Origin of the sequence: Vibrio sp. ABG19 (assembly GCF_029962385.1) — a bacterium.
Lineage (GTDB): Bacteria > Pseudomonadota > Gammaproteobacteria > Enterobacterales > Vibrionaceae > Vibrio > Vibrio ostreae.
The window spans coordinates 260,325-279,464 of the sequence record NZ_CP071708.1; the positions used below are offsets into that span (position 1 = coordinate 260,325).

Consider the following 19,140-nt stretch of genomic DNA (forward strand, 5'->3'; position numbering starts at 1 on the left):
GTTCAACCGTCCGTTGTGAATCAATCAGAACTTGACCAATGCAGAACCCCAGGTGAAACCACCACCAAAGGCTTCCAGCAACAGAGTCTGGCCACGTTGAATGCGTCCGTCACGAACCGCTTCGTCCAGTGCAGTTGGCACGGTAGCGGCAGAGGTATTGCCATGACGGTCCAGAGTGACCACGACTTGATCCAGCGACATCGACAGTTTTTTCGCCGTCGCTGAAATAATTCGATAGTTCGCCTGATGAGGCACTAACCAGTCTAGTTCAGACTTGTGCATATTGTTGGCAGCCAGTGTATCTTTCACCAGCTTTGACAATTGTGTCACGGCGACTTTAAACACTTCGTTACCGGCCATATGCAGCCATTTGTCGACATCACCGCCGCGCTCCGGGACTTCCAGGCTCAGCAGATCGCCAAAACGGCCGTCCGCGTAGATGTGGGTCGACAGAATACCCGGCTCTTCGCTGGCACCCACAACCACAGCACCGGCACCGTCACCAAACAGAATGATGGTTGAACGATCGGTCGGATCACAGGTTTTTGACAGCGCATCCGCGCCAATCACCAGAACATTTTTACACATACCCGATTTAATGTGTTGATCTGCCACCGACAAACCGTACATAAAACCCGAACAGGCTGCAGCCAGGTCAAACGCCGGACAGCCCTGAATCTCCAGTTTCGCTTGTACCTGACAAGCTGAAGACGGGAAAGTATGACTGCCGCTCGTGGTGGCGACAATGATCAGATCGATGGCTTCTTTATCAATGCCAGCCATCTCAATTGCATTCTGAGCCGCATAAAACGCCATATCGGCAACCGTTTCATTTTCGGCAGCAATCCGACGCTCACGAATACCAGTGCGAGTGACAATCCACTCATCACTTGTATCTACCATTTTCTCCAGATCGGCGTTGGTACGCACTTGAGATGGCAGGTAGCTGCCTGTACCTAAAATTTTGCTATACATGAAGACTAATAATGCCTCTCGAGTAAAACCGCTTCCAAACGATCGCTTATACGGCTGGGGACTTGTCGTTTCACTTCATGTACCGCTTCGGAAATGGCATTCACGACAGCGGATACATCAGCACTTCCATGACTTTTAATGACAATGCCGCGCAATCCTAGCAAACTTGCACCGTTATACTGGTCGGGGTTCAGTGTTTTTAGTTCAGTAAATAGTTCAGAAAACAGCTTTCTGGCAATCCAACCCTTTATGGATGAGGCTAAAAACTTACTTTTTAACTTATCGATAAAGAGTTGCGCAGTTCCTTCACAGGTTTTCAAACAGATATTGCCGACGAAACCGTCACAGACTATCACATCCGCTGCATCAGTCAGCAGTTGGTTACCTTCAATATAACCGATAAAGTTCACTGCGTTAGTCTGTTGCAACATTCCTGAACAACGTTTGACAAGATCATTACCTTTTATTTCCTCAGCGCCGACATTCAAAATAGCGACCCTGGGAATGCGGGACAAATGTTGCTCCGCCAATGCAGCCCCCATAACGGCAAACTGGAACAGAGAATCGGCATCACTCGACACATTGGCGCCTAAATCCAACATCCACACTTTACCGCCGGACGCGGTGGGTAACGCCGATACTAAAGCAGGACGGTCAATACCTGGTAACAATTTGAGTCGAAAACGGGATAACGCCATCAAAGCTCCGGTATTACCTGCACTGACGCAGGCATTGGCCTGGCCTTCAGCGACCTGATCAATCGCCATCGCCATTGAACTGCCCTGACAATGACGCAGTGCTAATGATGGTTTTTCGGAGTTAGAGATAACTCGGTCACTGTGCAGAATGCACAAACGGGCATCTGATTCGTAACCTAGAAGAGAAAGTTGCTGGGCGATCTCAGTCTGATCACCGATGAGAGTCACTTTTAGCTCTGGGAAATGCGACAGTGCCTGCACGGCGGCAGGCACTGTAACGCGAGGACCGAAATCCCCGCCCATTGCATCAAGTGCAACGGTTAAATTTTGCAAAGGTCAACCTTACTTGTTGATAACCTTTTTGCCACGGTAGTAACCTTCAGCAGTCACGTTGTGACGCAGGTGAGTTTCACCTGAAGTTGCGTCTACAGATAGTGCAGCTGTAGTTAGCGCATCGTGTGAACGACGCATACCACGGCGTGAACGTGTTTTACGGTTTTGTTGTACGGCCATCGACCCTACTCCTATGTTATTGCTTAAAGATTTACTTCTTTAAACTTTTTAAAACATCGAACGGATTCGGCTTCTCTTCCAACACTTCGTCTGGAAGTTCACCAAACACCATATTGTCTGAAGTAACGCTACAATCTGCTTCGTCGTGCATCGCAACCTGGGGCAAGTTTATGATGAACTCGTCTTCAACTAACTGAATCAGGTCAACCTCACCGTACTCGTTCAGATCTACCAAATCGTACTCGTCGGGGGCGTCTTCTTCACTTTGCTGCCCTTTATAAGGGGTGTAAGTGAATTCAACTTCACACTGATGTGTGAAAACCTCATTACAGCGTTGACACTCTAAATCGACTTCGATGTTAGCTTTACCAGAGATAACAACAAGTCGCTGTTCATCAAGCCCAAATGACAATGAGACTTGAGCGTCGCGTTTAACGCCTTCGACTGACTCCTCTAAGCGCTTGAAAAGACTCATTTGGATGACGCCATCGTAATCAAGTCGTTTCTGAGCGGCTTTACCCGGATCAATCGTTCGCGGTATTTTTACCTTTTGCATAGGGCGCGAATATTATCTTCCAAAATAGATTTAGTCAAAGAAAAAGGCAAAAAAGTTACTTTTTTTTCCCTTTCCGTATAGAGAATTATGAGCAGCCTGTTTGTTGATATAAGCTGCCGTAAAACCCATGATAATTGTACAGTAAGAAGCGTATAAAAAGATGCAAAATTACCAACTTGTTTTAGCGTCAACTTCCCCTTTCCGTCAACAGTTGCTCGCCAAACTGCAGATCCCGTTTACCACCGCCACCCCGGATTGTGATGAAACCCCACTGGTCGGTGAGAGTCCGGAGCAGTTGGTATTGCGCCTTGCTGAGGCGAAAGCACGCTCCTGCCAGGTTACCGGCAACAGCCTGGTGATTGGCTCGGATCAGGTGTGTGTCATTGACGGCCGGATTGTCGGCAAGCCCCACACCCGTGATAAAGCCATCGAACAGCTGCTCAGTCAGAGCGGTCAGGCGATCACCTTCTACACTGGCCTGGCACTGTATAACCGCAGCACCGACAAGGCTCAGGTGGTTTTAGATACCTTTACCGTTCACTTTCGCAAGCTCACTCCACAGATGGTCAGCCGTTATGTTGACCAGGAGCAGCCACTGCACTGCGCAGGCAGCTTTAAAAGTGAAGGACTCGGCATCGCCCTGTTTGAGCGGCTGGAAGGCGACGATCCGAACAGTCTGGTCGGACTGCCGCTGATTCGCCTTATTCGCCTGCTGGAAAACGAGCAGTTTGCGGTACTGTAAGCATTAAGCTGAGCTGAAACTTCATTCCGCCGCATAACTTAATTCAGCCACAAATAACGAAGGCTTGTCATCCGACAAGCCTTCGCATTGCTAAAACACCAGTCGCTCTGACTGAAAGAATCAGCCTGCCTGACGCATTTTGGCCAGAGCCTGCTCCAGTTTATCGTCGAGAGGCGCATTGATTTCCATTTTTGCGCCGCTGCCCGGATGAACAAACTGAATGTTGGCGGCGTGTAAAAACAGACGGTCAATGCCAAACTTAGCGGTATAGGCGTCAAAACGGCGATCACCATAACGATCATCCCAGGCGATCGGATGACCCATGTACTGAGTGTGCACACGGATCTGGTGGGTGCGGCCGGTAATCGGACTTGCCTGAACAAGCGTAGCTTGTGAAAACTTCTCAAGAATTCTAAAACGGGTCTCTGACGGCTTACCGTTCGAGTTGACCCGCACGATACTGTTCACTTCGTTTTTCAGCAGTGGCGCATTGACCGCTTTGCAGTTGGCTTTCCACTCCCCCATCACCAGCGCAAAATAGTACTTCTGCACGGTTTTTTCGCGAAACTGGCTCTGCAGGTGACGCAGCGCCGAGCGCTTCTTAGCCACCAACAAAATGCCTGACGTATCGCGGTCAATCCGGTGCACCAACTCAAGGAAGCGAGCCTGCGGACGCAGCGCACGCAGCGCTTCAATCGCGCCAAACTTTAAGCCGCTGCCGCCATGCACCGCTGTACCGGATGGTTTATTGAGCACCAAAAGATGCTCATCTTCATACAGTACGCAATGCTCCAGTTCTGCGACCTTATTGAGCTTAGTGCTCGGTGCCGCGATCTCTTCTTCTTTCACTTCCATGGTCACCGGCGGAATCCGCACCATATCGCCGGCCGCCAGCTTGTATTCGGCTTTGACGCGTTTTTTATTGACGCGCACCTCGCCCTTACGCAGGATTCGGTAAACCACGCTTTTAGGGATGTTTTTTAATTGGTTGCGCAAGAAATTATCAATGCGCTGACCAGCCATGTCTTCGTCGATATCAACGAACTGGACTTGGGTTCTTATTTCGCTCATGGCGGCTATTCTAACCGTAATAGGATGAAATTCACATTTTCTTGGTAACAAAAAAAACGCTTTCAGCTTAAAACTTAAGCTAAATTGTTGAAACTCACATCAATGCGGCGCACTGCTCCGACAGTTAAAGCCTGGAATACGCGCAAAACTCAAATTTGTCACTGGTTTTCACTAAGAATTTTGCGTGTTCACTGACATTTTTTATACAGAACCGCAAAATTTTAAGCGCTTTCTAATAAAGCAGATTGCTGAGTTTACCAGTCACTGCTATAGTTCACAGCTGCAATAATCGAACAGGTGGCATATTATCTGTAGCCGTTTGATTAACGCAAGTTTATGAGTAGCTAAGCCAAAAACCGATGTGCTGCACACGGCGTAAGACACAGTTGATTAAGGCGTTCTTGTTGCTCTACTCATCGTCATTTCATGTTGAGTATCCTCCGCCACTACGCGGATCACAGGCGAGTGAAACGCTTGTGATACTGAAGTGCCCTCAGAGCATCCCCCTCCAGCCGGGAGGCTGTAATAACCAAGCCATGGGATCAGGCACCGTGAAAACGAAACAAAAGCAATAAGAACAACAATCAAAATGAAGAAAAGATAACGAGATTTTTAAATGAAAAGAATGTTAATTAACGCAACTCAAAAAGAAGAGTTGCGTGTCGCGTTGGTCGATGGCCAGCGACTGTTCGATTTGGATATCGAAAGTCCTGGACATGAATCGAAAAAAGCGAATATCTACAAAGGACGTATTACCCGCATTGAACCAAGTCTGGAAGCCGCATTCGTCGACTACGGCGCTGAAAGACACGGTTTCCTTCCTCTTAAAGAAATTGCCCGCGAATACTTCCCAGAAGGTTACAGTTACCAAGGCCGCCCAAGCATTAAAGAAGTGCTGACGGAAGGTCAGGAAGTGATCGTACAGGTAGAGAAAGAAGAACGTGGCAGTAAAGGCGCGGCTCTGACTACCTTTATCTCACTGGCTGGCAGCTACCTGGTTCTGATGCCAAATAACCCTCGTGCCGGCGGTATTTCACGTCGTATCGAAGGTGATGAACGCACTGAACTTAAGGCAGCACTAAGCACGCTGGAACTACCGCAAGGTATGGGTCTAATTGTTCGTACCGCAGGTGTTGGGAAAAGTGCGGAAGAGCTGGAGTGGGACCTGAATGTGCTTATCAACCACTGGAGCGCAATCAAACAGGCATCTGACTCTAACCCGGCCCCATTCCTGATTCACCAGGAAAGTAACGTCATCGTACGTGCCATTCGTGACTATCTGCGTCGCGATATCGGCGAAATTCTTATCGACAGCAACACCATCTATGAACGCGCTCTGGAACACATCCGTTTGGTGCGACCTGACTTCATTAACCGAGTCAAGAAATACGATGGTGAAGTGCCACTGTTCAGCCACTTCCAAATCGAGAGCCAGATCGAATCTGCTTTCCAACGTGAAGTTCGTCTTCCTTCCGGCGGTTCAATCGTTATTGACCCAACTGAAGCTCTGACCTCTATCGATATCAACTCAGCACGCGCAACCAAAGGCGGCGATATTGAAGAGACGGCTCTGAACACGAACCTGGAAGCGGCCGATGAGATTGCTCGTCAGTTGCGTCTGCGTGACCTAGGCGGTCTGGTTGTTATCGACTTTATCGACATGACACCTGTTCGCCATCAGCGTGAAGTAGAAAACCGTCTGCGTGAAGCTGTGCGCCTGGATCGTGCTCGCGTGCAGATCGGCCGTATCTCGCGCTTTGGCCTGCTGGAAATGTCGCGTCAGCGTCTGAGCCCGTCGCTGGCAGAAGCCAGCCATCACATCTGTCCGCGTTGTACCGGTACCGGTGTTGTGCGTGACAACGAATCTCTGGCGCTGTCTGTACTGCGTTTGATTGAAGAAGAAGCACTGAAAGACAACACCTCTCAGGTACTGGCGGTTGTGCCAGTCTCGATCGCTTCTTACCTGCTGAACGAAAAACGTCGTTCCGTTAACCACATTGAGCGTCACCAAGATGTGAAAATCACTGTGGTACCGAACTCTGATATGGAAACTCCGCACTTCGAAGTTATCCGTATCCGCGAAGGTGAAGAGCAGGAAATGCTGTCTTACCTGATTCCACGTAAACTGGAATCAATGAAAGAAGCAGAAGGCAAAGACCTGGGTGATGCCGATATCAAACCTAAGCGTCTGGAAGAACCAGTGCTGAAAGGTTTTGCGGCTCCGACTCAATCGGCTCCGGTTCCTAAACCACAGCCGGTCGAAGCACCGCAAGCTGCGCCAGCTCCAGTGCAACAAGAAAAACCGGGCCTGATTTCCCGCTTCCTGAACGCTCTGTCAAACCTGTTTGCCGCACCTCAGGCAGAAGAGCCAAAACAAGCTCAGGAAACTGAGGAAAAACCACAGCAGAAACCGCAAGGTGACCGCAACAAGTCCTCCCAACCTCGCCGTGAACGTAACGATCGCCGCCGCAATCCGCGTGATAAGAACCGACGCAAAGCGGATGACGTGAAAGATGCGAAACCACAAGAGAGCAATAAGCCTGCGGATAAAGACGCGCAAAGCAATCGTAAGCAAGAGCGTAAACCAAAACAGGAACGCACAGATCGTAACGAGCGTAGCGAACGTAACGACCGCAATGCTAATGATCAGCGTCGCAACAAACGTGACGACAGCAAACGCGATGAAGCGAAATCCAGCAAGGTGATGGAACAGGGTCGCAAACTGGCGACCGACGCTCAGCAACAAGACGTAACCGAAGCGCCTCGTCAGGAAGCGCAAGAGGAAAAAGCGGCCGTTGTCAAAGAGCGTCGTCAGCGCCGTAAACTGACCAAGCAGATCCGTATTAAGGATCAGACTGAAGCAGCCATCACTGCAGCCGCTCAACCAGAGCAGACAGCAGAAGCGAAATCAGTGAAAGATAACAATACCAAGGTTACTGACACTGACGGGGAAAATACTGAAAAAGACGAGCAGAAACAACGCCGTAACCGCCGCTCACCACGTCATCTACGTGCCAGTGGTCAGCGTCGTCGTCGCGGTCGCGACCGCCGTCCGAACCCATTCCGTCTGCGTAAAGGTGGTGTCGCATCACCGGAAATGGCGATGGGTAAAGTGATGCCGCGTTATGATCTGCCGAAGCCGAAGAAAGCAAAAGCAGAACAACAGGCGCAAACTAATGTCACTCTGGGCGGTTTTGCTTGTCCGGAGATGGCGATGGGTAAAGTGATCATCCGTCGTGAAGCGCCGGTGGCAGAGCTGGTAACAGACAATGCAGCGGTTGAAGCAGCCGTGGTTGAAACGGCAGCTGTTGTGACTCCGGTTGTTGAGACTCCAGTCGTTACAGCTCCAGTCGCTGAAAGCCCTGTGATTGAAGCACCTGCCGTTAAAGTCAGCACACCAGCTCCAGAAGCAGCGCCTACGGTAGCGGCAGAACAAGTCGCTGCGGCAGAAGTCGCACCTGAGGCAGTAGAGCCACCAGCAACAGAAGACGTTGAGGTTGCACAAGCGGCTGCTGAAGTGGTGACAACTGAACCAAGTGTTGAACCAGCGCCGGTTGCAGAAGTGATGGAGCCAGTGATTGAAGAAGCACCTGTGATTATCACAGCGCCGAAAGCAATCGCCGTGACGTCCGGCCGTGCATCAGCACCAATGGCCAAAGCACCAGGCAGCAGTGAGCTGAAAGAGATTGCCGTAGTGGCAGCACCACTCCGCGCTGAACGTTACCAGCCTCGCGGTGCCGGCAGTCAGGTTGCTCGCAACCAGGCCGGTGCAGCAATGACTAAGCCACAGTAACTGACTAACGTCGCTGTTAACGTACTAATACGCTGAAAAGTAAAAGCCCACCTGAGAAGGTGGGCTTTTTTATTACAATTTGTCGCTCAGAACTGGCGATGTCCCTTTCAACGAACGGCCTCACCCATGACGGGCGACGGACCGATTAGAACGCGTAGTTCAGGCTGATGGTACTGTAGATTTCATCATGATCTCTGCCAGACGCCACTTCTGTGTTGTAGATATATTCCGTATCCAGCACCAGCGCCAGTTTCTCGGCCAGTTTGTTTTTCAGGTACGCGTTGGCTGTTGTGGTTGTGTTTGAATCACCGTAGTCCATCCGTACACCACCACCAATATCAAGTGCATCACTGACTTTCAAGCTGCCATTAATAAAGCCGTTGGCAATGATTTCATCCTCTGAACGGTTAGGATGGTCTTCATCAAAAGACTGACGTTTCGAATAACGGAAACCCGGACCAGCACCAACTTCCAGTTTCGATGTTTCGGTATCAAGTAAGGTATAACCAAAACCACCTACTAACAGCGCCTGGTGACGATAAGTCGCATATTGGTCATGCTCGTACTTGGCGTTACCAAACACAAAAGAGCTTTGCGATAAGGTGTGTTTGATATCGTAGATCACACGATATTTGTTGGTACCGTCGTCATCATCGTCACTATCGGACTTATGTGAATAGTAGGTCGCCAGAGAGAGCTTTTGCTTACGCATCTCTTCATCATAATTAATTGTGGCACCTGAGTTGATCGACATCGAAGTACTATCCGTTTTGGAATAGATAAAGCCTAGTTTGGCATCCCCGCTGAATTGTCCCCCTTGTGTCTCTTGTGCACCTTGCTCCTGAGTCGCATAGGCAGAACAAGACAATGCACTGATTAACGCCGTCAGTGCCGTGTTTCTTGCTGACAATGGCATGGATAACCTCCAACTGAAAAATGGCAAAGCCGCCAGTATATGACACCAATCACACTACTCCGTTAATTTTCAGTCAAAACTAGACTTAACTGCTTAGAAAACAAGCAAAAAGTCTGACAAACATCGCTATCGGCACACGCTGAACTGACATGCAACACGGTTTCCCCCTCCCTTATCCTCGCAAACGTGTGTGTCCTGATAACTGCCCTGCCTTCGCAAGGATGTGTGTCCTGATAACAGCTGCTGATACTCGATCATTCATCACAGTAATAATTTCATCCCTGCTCAGACATTCGGCCGGTTAATTGTTGAACTTAATCACACTATTCAGTACCATTCTGCGCTTAACTAGCGACACCTAAACGCTGCTACTCTTTGCTTCCCCAGTTTCGGTTAGTCCCGGATGATGTCAGTCGTCACCAGGCACTGCTAAACACAGCACGCACAAGTGTCGCCGTTCATTTAACGACAGCGAAAAAACTGAGTACTCATGTTTGAATTCCCCCAATTTTCCAAGCATTCGGTAAAAAATGACGTGCTATCCGGTCTGACGGTAGCACTGGCATTAGTTCCCGAAGCCGTCGCGTTTGCCTTTGTGGCAGGCGTAGATCCTATGGTTGGTCTGTATGCCGCCTTCATCGTTGGTCTGGTCACCTCTATTTTTGGTGGTCGCCCTGGCATGATCTCCGGTGCAACGGGTGCGATGGCAGTGGTTATGGTCAGCCTGGTTGCGACCCATGGTATTGAGTACCTGTTCGCAGCAATTATGCTGGCCGGTGTATTACAGATTTGCGCAGGCCTGTTCAAACTGGGCAAGTTTATTCGTATGGTGCCACATCCGGTCATGATTGGTTTCGTCAACGGCCTGGCTATCGTGATTTTCCTGGCTCAGCTTGGCCAGTTTAAAGCACCGGATCTGAATGGCATCCTGACCTGGCTACCGCAAGATCAGATGATGCTGATGCTGGGTCTGGTCGCCCTGACGATGGCAATCATTCACTTTTTGCCTAAGCTGACCACGGCAGTACCCTCGTCACTGGTTGCGATAGTCACCATTACTTTGCTGGTACAAGGCCTGGGGCTGGAAACACGTACTGTGGTCGACTTCTTGCGCTCAATGTCGGGTAATGATGCAGCGACCCTGGCTGGCAATCTGCCGACCTTCGCTCTGCCAACAGTTCCTATGACACTGGAAACGCTGCAAATCATCCTGCCTTATGCAGTGATTCTGGCCGCTGTCGGTCTGATCGAATCTCTGCTGACACTGACGGTTCTGGATGAAATGACCAACACACGCGGTCAGTCAAACCGCGAATGTATGGGTCAGGGCCTGGCGAACATGACCTGTTCCGTGTTCGGCGCTATGGGTGGTTGTGCCATGATTGGCCAGTCGATGATCAACGTTAACTCAGGCGGCCGTGGCCGACTGTCAGGTATCGTTGCTGCGGTCATGCTGCTGTTCTTTATTCTGTTTGCTTCATCACTGATTGAAATGATCCCGCTGGCTGCGCTGGTTGGTGTGATGTTTATGGTCGTGATTGGCACTTTCGAATGGGCCACCTTCAAACTGGCACGCCGCGTACCAAAACAAGACTTTTTTGTTATCGTCCTGGTGACCGTGGTAACGGTATTTACTGACCTGGCCATTGCAGTATTAGTGGGTGTAGTTGTCTCAGCTCTGATGTTTGCCTGGGAACACGCAAAACACATCTATGCCAGCACCCAAATCAATGATGAAGGTTCAAAAATTTACCTGATCAACGGCCCGGTGTTCTTTGGCTCTGCGGCTAATTTCCTCGAGCTGTTTGATGCGCAGAACGACCCGCAAGATGTGATTGTTGATTTCGCCCAGTCACGCGTTGCCGACCATTCAGCGATTGAAGCGATTGAGACTATCGCCGAGCGTTACGCCTCGGTCGGTAAAACCCTGCATCTGCGTCACCTGAGTGAAGATTGTCGTGCCCTGCTGCACAAAGCTGGCAGCCTGGTCGAGATTAACGTCAAAGAAGACCCAATCTATAAAGTGGCCACTGACTCACTGGCCGGTTAATCAACGGCTTATGATTGAAACAGCAAAAAGCCTCTCGATTGAGAGGCTTTTTTATGATCCGCAATCGGGTATCCGATCGGGCTGCCTGATTAATACAACCGGGTCAGGTCCACATCACTAATACTGCCGCCAGGGCAACTAAAATCAGTCCCAGCCCGTCTTTAATTCGCACTTTCTGTCGCAACCAGAATACAGAGATCAGCATGGTGAAAAAGATCTCCACCTGACCCAGCGTTTTCACATACGGTACCGCCTCCAGCGACATCGCACTGAACCATCCGAGCGAACCGATACAGCTGCACACACTGGTCGCCACCACAATCTTGGGGCGCAGCCATAGTGCTTTGAGCGTGGCCGGATCGCTCACCAGCAGATACGCCACCAGCATCAGAGTCTGGAGCGAGATGACCGACAGCAACACCCAAGCGGCGCTATATGGAAAAGGCAACCCGAGCGCAAGACTGGCTTCACGAATCCATAATGATGTTAACGCAAAAGCACTGCCGCTGCCGAGACCAAGTAAAACCGTCGGTACCGACAACTGACGCCAGCCGCCCTGAGTGCTCATCATGAACACTCCGACACCACCTATCACTACCCCGCTCCATCCGAGCAGACTCAGGTGAGTGCCAAAGAAAATCATCCCTAGAATAGCGGCGACCAAGGCTTCACTTTTGGCGAGTCCGGCACCCACAGCATAATTATTGAATTTGAACAATTTCACCATCAAAGCCGTAGCAATGATTTGCATCACGGAGGCTCCGACCACAAAACTGGTAAAGCTGAGATTAAAAATTGGCAGTGCTGCCTCGGGTTGGTATTGATACAGTCCGAGCAGATAGAGCGCAGCGATCGGGCTTGCCCACAGAAAACGGGCCAGGGTCACACCGGCCGTTTTCACATCGCCGGAAAGATGGCTTTGAAAGGCATTACGCCAGGATTGCATGAAAGCAGCGAGAAAAGTAAAGAAAATCCATGTCATGGGCGATGATCCGATAAAGAGCGAAAGCGCTATGCTATGCAAACTGTGGTTTATCGGCAACCTAAATCCAGCCAGATACAGTAATAACAGCGGCCAGCCACAACTCATGCCCTTAATCAGTCTGTCCCAAGGCACAGGCAAGGCCTTACCGGCTGCCAGGGCGGTGGTTTGGGGCTGACCATAAAAAAACCCGCCGGATGGCGGGTTTTCGTTTCATGGCTAGGTTTTCGTGCTAGCGAAAACTTATCTCATTACGCTTCAGCTTTGTCTTTTTTCGCTTTAGGCGCTGCGGCTGGAGCGGCGACTTTGGCAGCTTCCTGATCCGCTTTTTTCTTGATAACGGTTGTACCTTCGAAAGTTTCACCTTCAACGAACGCTTTACCGTAGTAAGAAGCTGACAGCACTTCTTTCAGCTCTGAAATCAGAGGATAACGTGGGTTCGCACCAGTACATTGGTCATCGAAAGCTTCAACCGCAAGCTCATCCAGTTTCGCCAGGAAGTCAGCTTCATTGACACCTGCAGCCTGAATCGACATTGGGATATCCAGATTCACTTTCAGCTCATCCAACCATGCCAGCAGACGTTCAATCTTCTGCGCAGTGCGGTCGCCAGCCTGGCTCAGACCCAGGTGGTCTGCCACTTCAGCGTACCGACGGCGTGCTTGTGGACGGTCGTATTGAGAGAATGCAGTCTGTTTAGTCGGATTATCGTTCGCGTTGTAACGTACCACGTTAGAAATCAGCAGTGCGTTCGCCAGCCCGTGTGGCAGGTGGAACTCAGCGCCGATTTTGTGTGCCATTGAGTGACATACACCCAGGAATGCGTTAGCAAACGCGACACCTGCGATAGTCGCTGCGTTGTGTACTTTTTCACGGGCAATCGGGTCTTTAGAACCGTTTGCGTAGCTTGATGGCAGGTATTCTTTCAGCATTTTCAGCGCTTGCAGAGCCTGACCGTCAGAGTATTCGTTCGCCAGTACAGAAACATAGGCTTCCAGAGCGTGAGTCACCGCGTCGTAACCACCGAAGGCAGTCAGAGACTTAGGCATGTTCATCACCAGGTTAGCATCCACGATTGCCATGTTTGGCGTCAGTTCGTAGTCCGCCAGTGGGTATTTCGCACCAGTTTTGTCGTCAGTAACTACGGCAAACGGAGTCACTTCTGAACCGGTACCTGAAGTGGTAGTGATACATACCAGCTCAGCTTTCTGGCCCATTTTAGGGAACTTGTAAATACGTTTACGGATATCCATAAAACGCATTGCCAGTTCTTCGAAGTGGGTCTCTGGGTGCTCGTACATTACCCACATGATTTTCGCTGCGTCCATTGGAGAGCCACCGCCGAGCGCCAGGATAACGTCTGGCTGGAAGCTGCTCATCGCTTCAGCACCTTTCTTAACCACAGACAGAGTTGGATCGGCTTCTACATCAAAGAAAGTCTGTACTTCCATACCCTGCGCTTTCAGCAGTTGTACCACATCATCAGCATAACCGTTGTTGAACAGGAAGCGGTCAGTTACCAGGAACGCACGTTTTTTACCTTCCAGGTCGCTCAATGCGATTGGAAGACTACCGCGACGGAAGTAGATTGACTTAGGTAGTTTATGCCACAACATGTTTTCAGCTCGCTTCGCTACAGTTTTCTTGTTGATCAGGTGCTTAGGACCTACGTTCTCAGAGATAGAGTTCCCCCCCCAAGAACCGCAACCCAGGGTCAGAGAAGGCGCAACGTTGAAGTTGTACAGGTCACCGATACCACCGTGAGTGGTTGGGATGTTGATCAGGATACGTGCAGTTTTCAGCTTGTCACCGAAGTAACGGATACGGTCTGCGTTCACGTCTTGGTTAGTGTAAAGACCTGAAGTATGGCCGATACCACCGATTTCAACCATGGTTACTGCTTGTGCAACCGCATCTTCAAAGTCATCGGCACGGAACAGACCCAGAGTCGGAGACAATTTCTCATGCGCAAACTCGTCATCGTGAGAGACTTTACCCAGGCCTTCACCGACCAGTACTTTGGTGTCTGCAGGGACAGTCACACCCGCCATTTGCGCGATTTTCGCTGCAGGCTGACCTACGATTTTCGCGTTCAGCGCACCGTCAATCAGCAGTACTTTACGCACTTTTTCCGCTTCAGCTTTGCTCAGTACATACGCTTTGTGAGAAGCAAAACGTGCTTTCACTTCATCGTACACTGAATCAACCACGATAGCGGCCTGCTCAGAAGCACACACGACACCGTTGTCGAATGTTTTAGACATCAGGATTGATGCTACTGCACGTTTGATGTCAGCTGTTTCATCAATAACAACCGGTACGTTACCCGCACCCACACCGATCGCTGGTTTACCTGAAGAGTACGCCGCTTTCACCATGCCCGGACCACCGGTCGCAAGGATCAGAGCGATACCTTCGTGTTTCATCAGCGCGTTAGACAGTTCGACAGACGGCTCATCAATCCAGCCGATGATATCTTTTGGCGCACCAGCCGCTACGGCTGCATCCAGAACCAGTTTCGCTGCATCGTTGGTAGAGTTCTTGGCACGTGGGTGTGGCGAGAAGATGATGCCGTTACGAGTCTTCAGAGAAATCAGAGACTTAAAGATCGCAGTGGAAGTCGGATTAGTGGTTGGAACGATACCGCAGATAATGCCGACCGGTTCAGCGATAGTCATCGTGCCCAGGTTGTCATCTTCTTCCAGCACACCACAAGTCTTTTCGTCTTTGTACTTGTTGTAGATAAACTCAGACGCAAAGTGGTTCTTGATTACTTTATCCTCAACGATACCCATGCCAGATTCCGCTACCGCTTGTTGCGCCAGAGGAATACGAGCTTGGTTAGCTGCCAGCGATGCTGCACGGAAGATTTTGTCTACTTGTTCCTGAGTGTAAGTAGCAAATTCGGCTTGTGCCGCTTTCACACGTGCTACAAGAGCATCAAGTTCAGCCAAGTTAGTTACAGGCATAATGAATCTCCTAAAAATATAAAAATGTTAAAAACTCTTTATTAAGCATGTGTCTTTAAGTTTTGGCCATTTCGTCAATCATTTATCTAACGACAGGCTTAGTAAATTGCTTTCATGGCTGAGTATAATCTTTCACTGTGGGACAAATATTGACTCAGATCAGTTATGAAAAAGTAATTACCACTCTAGAGGTATTCACCCTAAGAAAAACAACCTAAGCTATTAATTTATAAATACAAATAAAACAAACACCACTCAGAAAAATATTCAGTATCCCGACAAAACAAACTCAAAGCGCCACATAACCCTGTAAAAAAGTTTCATTTTTGTACAACCACATTACATGTACCCGTGGATTAATGTGCCACTAAGCAGTATATCTTTTCAGCGATACGCCTCCACACCACTGCGTAAATTTTCGCCAAACCGTGCTCTGGTTAACATCCTCACCCTAAGTTGCACACAAAACCAACAATAACGGCACGTTTGGTTCACACTCAAATCCAATGATTAGTTTTTCTTAATCATCAGAGGCCTGCAGCGATACTTTTTTTCATTCGTGCTTTAACAGGCTTTGCACTACATTAAGCCTGCTTTTTATGTCAACCCTGTGATTTCAAGAGAATCCTTAATGCAATTTGAGTTCGCTATTTTTCTGCAGTTTTTCCTTGGCCTTGTGGCCGCCGTTAACCCGGTCGGTATCATGCCTGTGTTTGTCTCGCTGACCGGCCACATGACACCGGAAGAGAAGAACAAAACCGCAGCCACCGCTAACACAGCCGTTGCGGTCATTTTGATCATTGCATTACTCGGTGGTCAGATGTTGCTGGATATGTTCAGCATTTCCCTCGACTCTTTCCGCGTGGCAGGCGGCTTACTGCTGCTCAGCATCGCGTTTTCGATGATGAGCGGTAAACTGGGTGAAGATAAGCAGAATAAGCAGGAAAAGACCGAATACATCAGCCGTGAGCAGATAGGTGTGGTTCCTCTGGCGATGCCGCTGATGGCAGGCCCGGGCGCCATCAGTTCGACGATTGTGTATGGTTCGCGCTATCCGGCGATGATGGATACCTTAGGCATCGTCGTTACGATTATTTTGTTCTGCGTGGCATCATGGGTTCTGTTCCGCTCCGCACCTTATATCGTGCGCTTACTGGGTCAGACCGGGATCAACGTCATCACCCGTATCATGGGCCTGATTCTGGGCGCATTGGGGATTGAATTTATCGCGAACGGATTACGCAGCCTGTTTCCGGGACTGGCGTAAGCTGTTACCGGATTAGCCTAACGCCCGACATAACGTTATGATATTGCAACGAGTGACACAGGTTGCAATATCATGACGGACAATACTTTTAAACATCAGCTTTACGTCGTTATCTTCGGAACTCACACCCGCGGCGGGCGTATTTTTGACATCGCATTGATTATTGCGATCCTGACATCCATTCTGGCGCTGATACTCGACTCCATCCCCGAGGTAGCCGCCGTCTGGAAGCAGGAAATCCGAATCATCGAATACGTCTTCACAGCATTATTCACCATCGAATATCTGCTCAGACTCTATTGTTCCCCTCAGCCCAAAGCCTACGCGAAAAGTTTTTACGGCGTCATCGACCTGCTGTCTATCCTGCCGACTTATTTCAGCCTGCTGTTTCCCTCCGCCACCTTTATGGGGGCAATCCGCTTATTGCGTGTGATGCGTATTTTCCGGATTCTGAAACTGGTGCGTTATCTGCAGGACTCCAACATTCTGATGCGATCCATGTTGGGAGCAAGACGCAAAGTGCTGATCTTTTTCAGTACGGTGGCGATACTGGTGACCATTTTTGGCTCACTGGTGTATGTTATCGAAGGACCGGAAAACGGCTTTACCAGTATTCCGCAAAGTATCTACTGGGCGATAGTCACCATTACCACCGTCGGCTATGGCGATGTCGCACCACAAACTCCGCTCGGAAAAGCAGTCGCCGCTCTGACCATGCTGCTCGGTTATTCGATCCTCGCAGTGCCAACCGGCATTATTACCGCAGAGCTGAACCAGGAGATGAACTCACACCGTGAACTGGTCAAGTGTCCCAACTGCTCCCATGCAGGCCATGATCCGGATGCCATGTACTGCAAACATTGTGGCAGTGAACTGGCTGACCCGGATAAACGTGTGGTACCAACTGAGCTAACGCCGAAAGTCAACGCAGGCTCAGTGCCAACAAACGTGCAGCCACCCGATGACTAACTGAGGTAAGCTGCGATGACCACTTCGCCCTGCCGAGGATATTGAAAGCCGTAATTAGTTTAACGCTAGGTATTGCAGGCCGTAAGAAAAGAGCGTTGAGAAAAGGTAACAATAAAAAAAGCGCCCGCAGGCGCTTTTTCCAAAGTATGCTTGTTTTCTAGCCTGGGAAGAGGTGTTTTTACTTCTCAGCCAGAATGATACGCAGTGTACGACGCAGCGGTTCTGCCGCACCCCATAACAGCTGGTCACCAACGGTGAACGCGTTAAGGAAATCGTCACCCATCGACATTTTACGCAGACGGCCAACTGGCACAGACAGTGTACCGGTAACTTTGGCCGGGCTAAGTTCGCGTGCCGTGATATCACGTTCGTTCGGGATAACCTTAACCCAGTCGTTGTGAGTCGCGATCATCTCTTCGATCTCGTCCAGTGGCACATTCTGTTTCAGCTTGATAGTCAGTGCCTGAGAGTGGCAACGCATTGCACCGATACGGACACAAGTGCCATCGATTGGCACCGGAGAATGCGATGAGCCCAGGATCTTGTTTGCTTCAACGCCAGCTTTCCACTCTTCTTTGCTCTGGCCATTGTCCCGTTTAACGTCGATCCAAGGGATCAGAGAGCCAGCCAGAGGTACACCAAACTGATCTGTCGGGAAGCTTGCAGAACGCATGGTTTCCGCTACTTTCTGGTCAATATCCAGAATAGAGCTTGACGGGTTAGCCAACTCAGAGCTGACGGAGTCATTGATCACGCCCATCTGGGAGATCAGCTCACGCATATTCTGTGCACCAGCACCAGACGCCGCCTGGTAAGTCATGGCACTCATCCACTCAACCAGGCCACGCTCGAACAGACCACCCAGCCCCATCAGCATCAGGCTGACAGTACAGTTACCGCCGACAAAAGTGTTAGTGCCGCCATGAATACCTTGCTGGATTTGATTCAGGTTAACCGGATCCAGAGTAATGATGGAATCTTCAGCCATACGCAGGGTAGAAGCTGCATCGATCCAGTAGCCTTTCCAGCCAGCCTGACGCAGAGCAGGATACACTTTCTCTGTGTAGCTGCCACCCTGACAGGTGATCACTGCATCCAGTTGCTTCAGACTATCAATATCAAATGCATCTTGTAGTAAACCCGCTTCTTTACCAAAGTTAGGAGCAGGGATACCGATTTGAGACGTACTGTAGAATACCGGCTCAATCAGGTTGAAATCGCCTTCTTCAACCATACGTTGCATAAGTACAGAACCAACCATACCACGCCAACCCACTAAACCTACTCTCATCGCACTAACTCTCCGTGTATTTCAATTAAAAATTCAGTCTACCATCTATAAGTGGTTCAGAAAAAAATCTCAACCCTTTCTTGGCAAAAGTTGTAACTTTTTCTTTTTCAGCCTCGCTATTTGCGCCCATTTCACATTCAATCCACAGAAATCAGCAATTTTTTGCCACAGTTTGCACCGCCGGTTGATCCGCATGCCGGAGCTTGAATCCCCCTTATCACTTTGGCAACCTTGTTAAGCAAGGCTGTTTGTCCTGGTTGTTATCATAGGCCGCGCACCGTTGTGGAACGTCGGTCAGGCGCTTATCGACAGGATTTTTTTACGGATAAAGCCCAGAAGTCACCGTTT

Annotated in this window: 14 protein-coding genes; 5 read left to right on the plus strand and 9 right to left on the minus strand. The window is 49.7% G+C overall.

The annotated features are described in order from the left end of the window. Positions 1 to 24: 24 nt before the first annotated feature. The 4 genes from J0X00_RS07255 to yceD are packed head-to-tail and all read right to left on the minus strand — an operon-like array spanning position 25 to position 2,742. The gene (locus J0X00_RS07255; RefSeq protein WP_136482727.1) at positions 25 to 975 is read right to left on the minus strand and encodes a beta-ketoacyl-ACP synthase III; all 951 of its coding nucleotides are present in this window, start codon (positions 973 to 975) and stop codon (positions 25 to 27) included. A gap of 5 nt (positions 976 to 980) precedes the next feature. Continuing rightward, positions 981 to 2,006 carry a phosphate acyltransferase PlsX gene (gene plsX / locus J0X00_RS07260; RefSeq protein ID WP_282477821.1) on the minus strand — a complete coding sequence of 342 codons (1,026 nt, stop codon included), beginning with the start codon at positions 2,004 to 2,006 and terminating at the stop codon, positions 981 to 983. A gap of 9 nt (positions 2,007 to 2,015) precedes the next feature. Next, complete coding sequence (rpmF, locus tag J0X00_RS07265) at positions 2,016 to 2,186, minus strand: 50S ribosomal protein L32 (RefSeq protein WP_039429829.1); 171 nt, start codon at positions 2,184 to 2,186, stop codon at positions 2,016 to 2,018. A gap of 31 nt (positions 2,187 to 2,217) precedes the next feature. Then, positions 2,218 to 2,742, minus strand: coding sequence for a 23S rRNA accumulation protein YceD (gene yceD / locus J0X00_RS07270; RefSeq protein ID WP_282477822.1), 525 nt, complete (start codon positions 2,740 to 2,742; stop codon positions 2,218 to 2,220). Positions 2,743 to 2,902: 160 nt separating this feature from the next. On the opposite strand from yceD, the gene J0X00_RS07275 reads away from it, so the two are divergent. Then, a complete protein-coding gene (locus J0X00_RS07275; protein WP_136482720.1) occupies positions 2,903 to 3,484 on the plus strand; it encodes a nucleoside triphosphate pyrophosphatase in 582 nt (193 codons plus the stop codon). A gap of 120 nt (positions 3,485 to 3,604) precedes the next feature. Here the strand turns inward: J0X00_RS07275 and rluC are convergent, their stop codons facing one another. Then, positions 3,605 to 4,555 carry a 23S rRNA pseudouridine(955/2504/2580) synthase RluC gene (gene rluC, locus J0X00_RS07280; protein WP_282477823.1) on the minus strand — a complete coding sequence of 317 codons (951 nt, stop codon included), beginning with the start codon at positions 4,553 to 4,555 and terminating at the stop codon, positions 3,605 to 3,607. A gap of 616 nt (positions 4,556 to 5,171) precedes the next feature. On the opposite strand from rluC, the gene rne reads away from it, so the two are divergent. Beyond that, positions 5,172 to 8,348, plus strand: a complete 3,177-nt coding sequence (gene rne / locus J0X00_RS07285) for a ribonuclease E (RefSeq protein ID WP_282477824.1) — start codon at positions 5,172 to 5,174, stop codon at positions 8,346 to 8,348. A 145-nt stretch (positions 8,349 to 8,493) separates the two neighbouring features. Here rne and J0X00_RS07290 read toward each other — a convergent pair whose 3' ends face one another. Then, positions 8,494 to 9,264, minus strand: coding sequence for a DUF481 domain-containing protein (locus J0X00_RS07290; protein ID WP_282477825.1), 771 nt, complete (start codon positions 9,262 to 9,264; stop codon positions 8,494 to 8,496). Positions 9,265 to 9,754: 490 nt separating this feature from the next. On the opposite strand from J0X00_RS07290, the gene J0X00_RS07295 reads away from it, so the two are divergent. Beyond that, positions 9,755 to 11,314 carry a SulP family inorganic anion transporter gene (locus J0X00_RS07295; RefSeq protein WP_218562852.1) on the plus strand — a complete coding sequence of 520 codons (1,560 nt, stop codon included), beginning with the start codon at positions 9,755 to 9,757 and terminating at the stop codon, positions 11,312 to 11,314. A gap of 103 nt (positions 11,315 to 11,417) precedes the next feature. Here the strand turns inward: J0X00_RS07295 and J0X00_RS07300 are convergent, their stop codons facing one another. Then, a complete protein-coding gene (locus tag J0X00_RS07300; RefSeq protein WP_136482709.1) occupies positions 11,418 to 12,296 on the minus strand; it encodes a DMT family transporter in 879 nt (292 codons plus the stop codon). 251 nt (positions 12,297 to 12,547) lie between these two features. Then, positions 12,548 to 15,265, minus strand: coding sequence for a bifunctional acetaldehyde-CoA/alcohol dehydrogenase (gene adhE, locus J0X00_RS07305; RefSeq protein ID WP_136482707.1), 2,718 nt, complete (start codon positions 15,263 to 15,265; stop codon positions 12,548 to 12,550). A 631-nt stretch (positions 15,266 to 15,896) separates the two neighbouring features. Between adhE and J0X00_RS07310 the strand changes: the two genes are divergently transcribed. Together J0X00_RS07310 and J0X00_RS07315 are read left to right on the plus strand one after the other, a co-directional pair. Then, on the plus strand, positions 15,897 to 16,532 hold the full coding sequence (locus J0X00_RS07310) for a YchE family NAAT transporter (protein WP_136482705.1): 636 nt from the start codon (positions 15,897 to 15,899) through the stop codon (positions 16,530 to 16,532). Positions 16,533 to 16,604: 72 nt separating this feature from the next. Continuing rightward, the gene (locus tag J0X00_RS07315) at positions 16,605 to 17,501 is read left to right on the plus strand and encodes an ion transporter (protein WP_282477826.1); all 897 of its coding nucleotides are present in this window, start codon (positions 16,605 to 16,607) and stop codon (positions 17,499 to 17,501) included. A 178-nt stretch (positions 17,502 to 17,679) separates the two neighbouring features. On the opposite strand, the gene asd is transcribed toward J0X00_RS07315, so the two are convergent. Next, on the minus strand, positions 17,680 to 18,792 hold the full coding sequence (gene asd, locus J0X00_RS07320; protein ID WP_136482701.1) for an aspartate-semialdehyde dehydrogenase: 1,113 nt from the start codon (positions 18,790 to 18,792) through the stop codon (positions 17,680 to 17,682). Positions 18,793 to 19,140 lie beyond the last annotated feature (348 nt).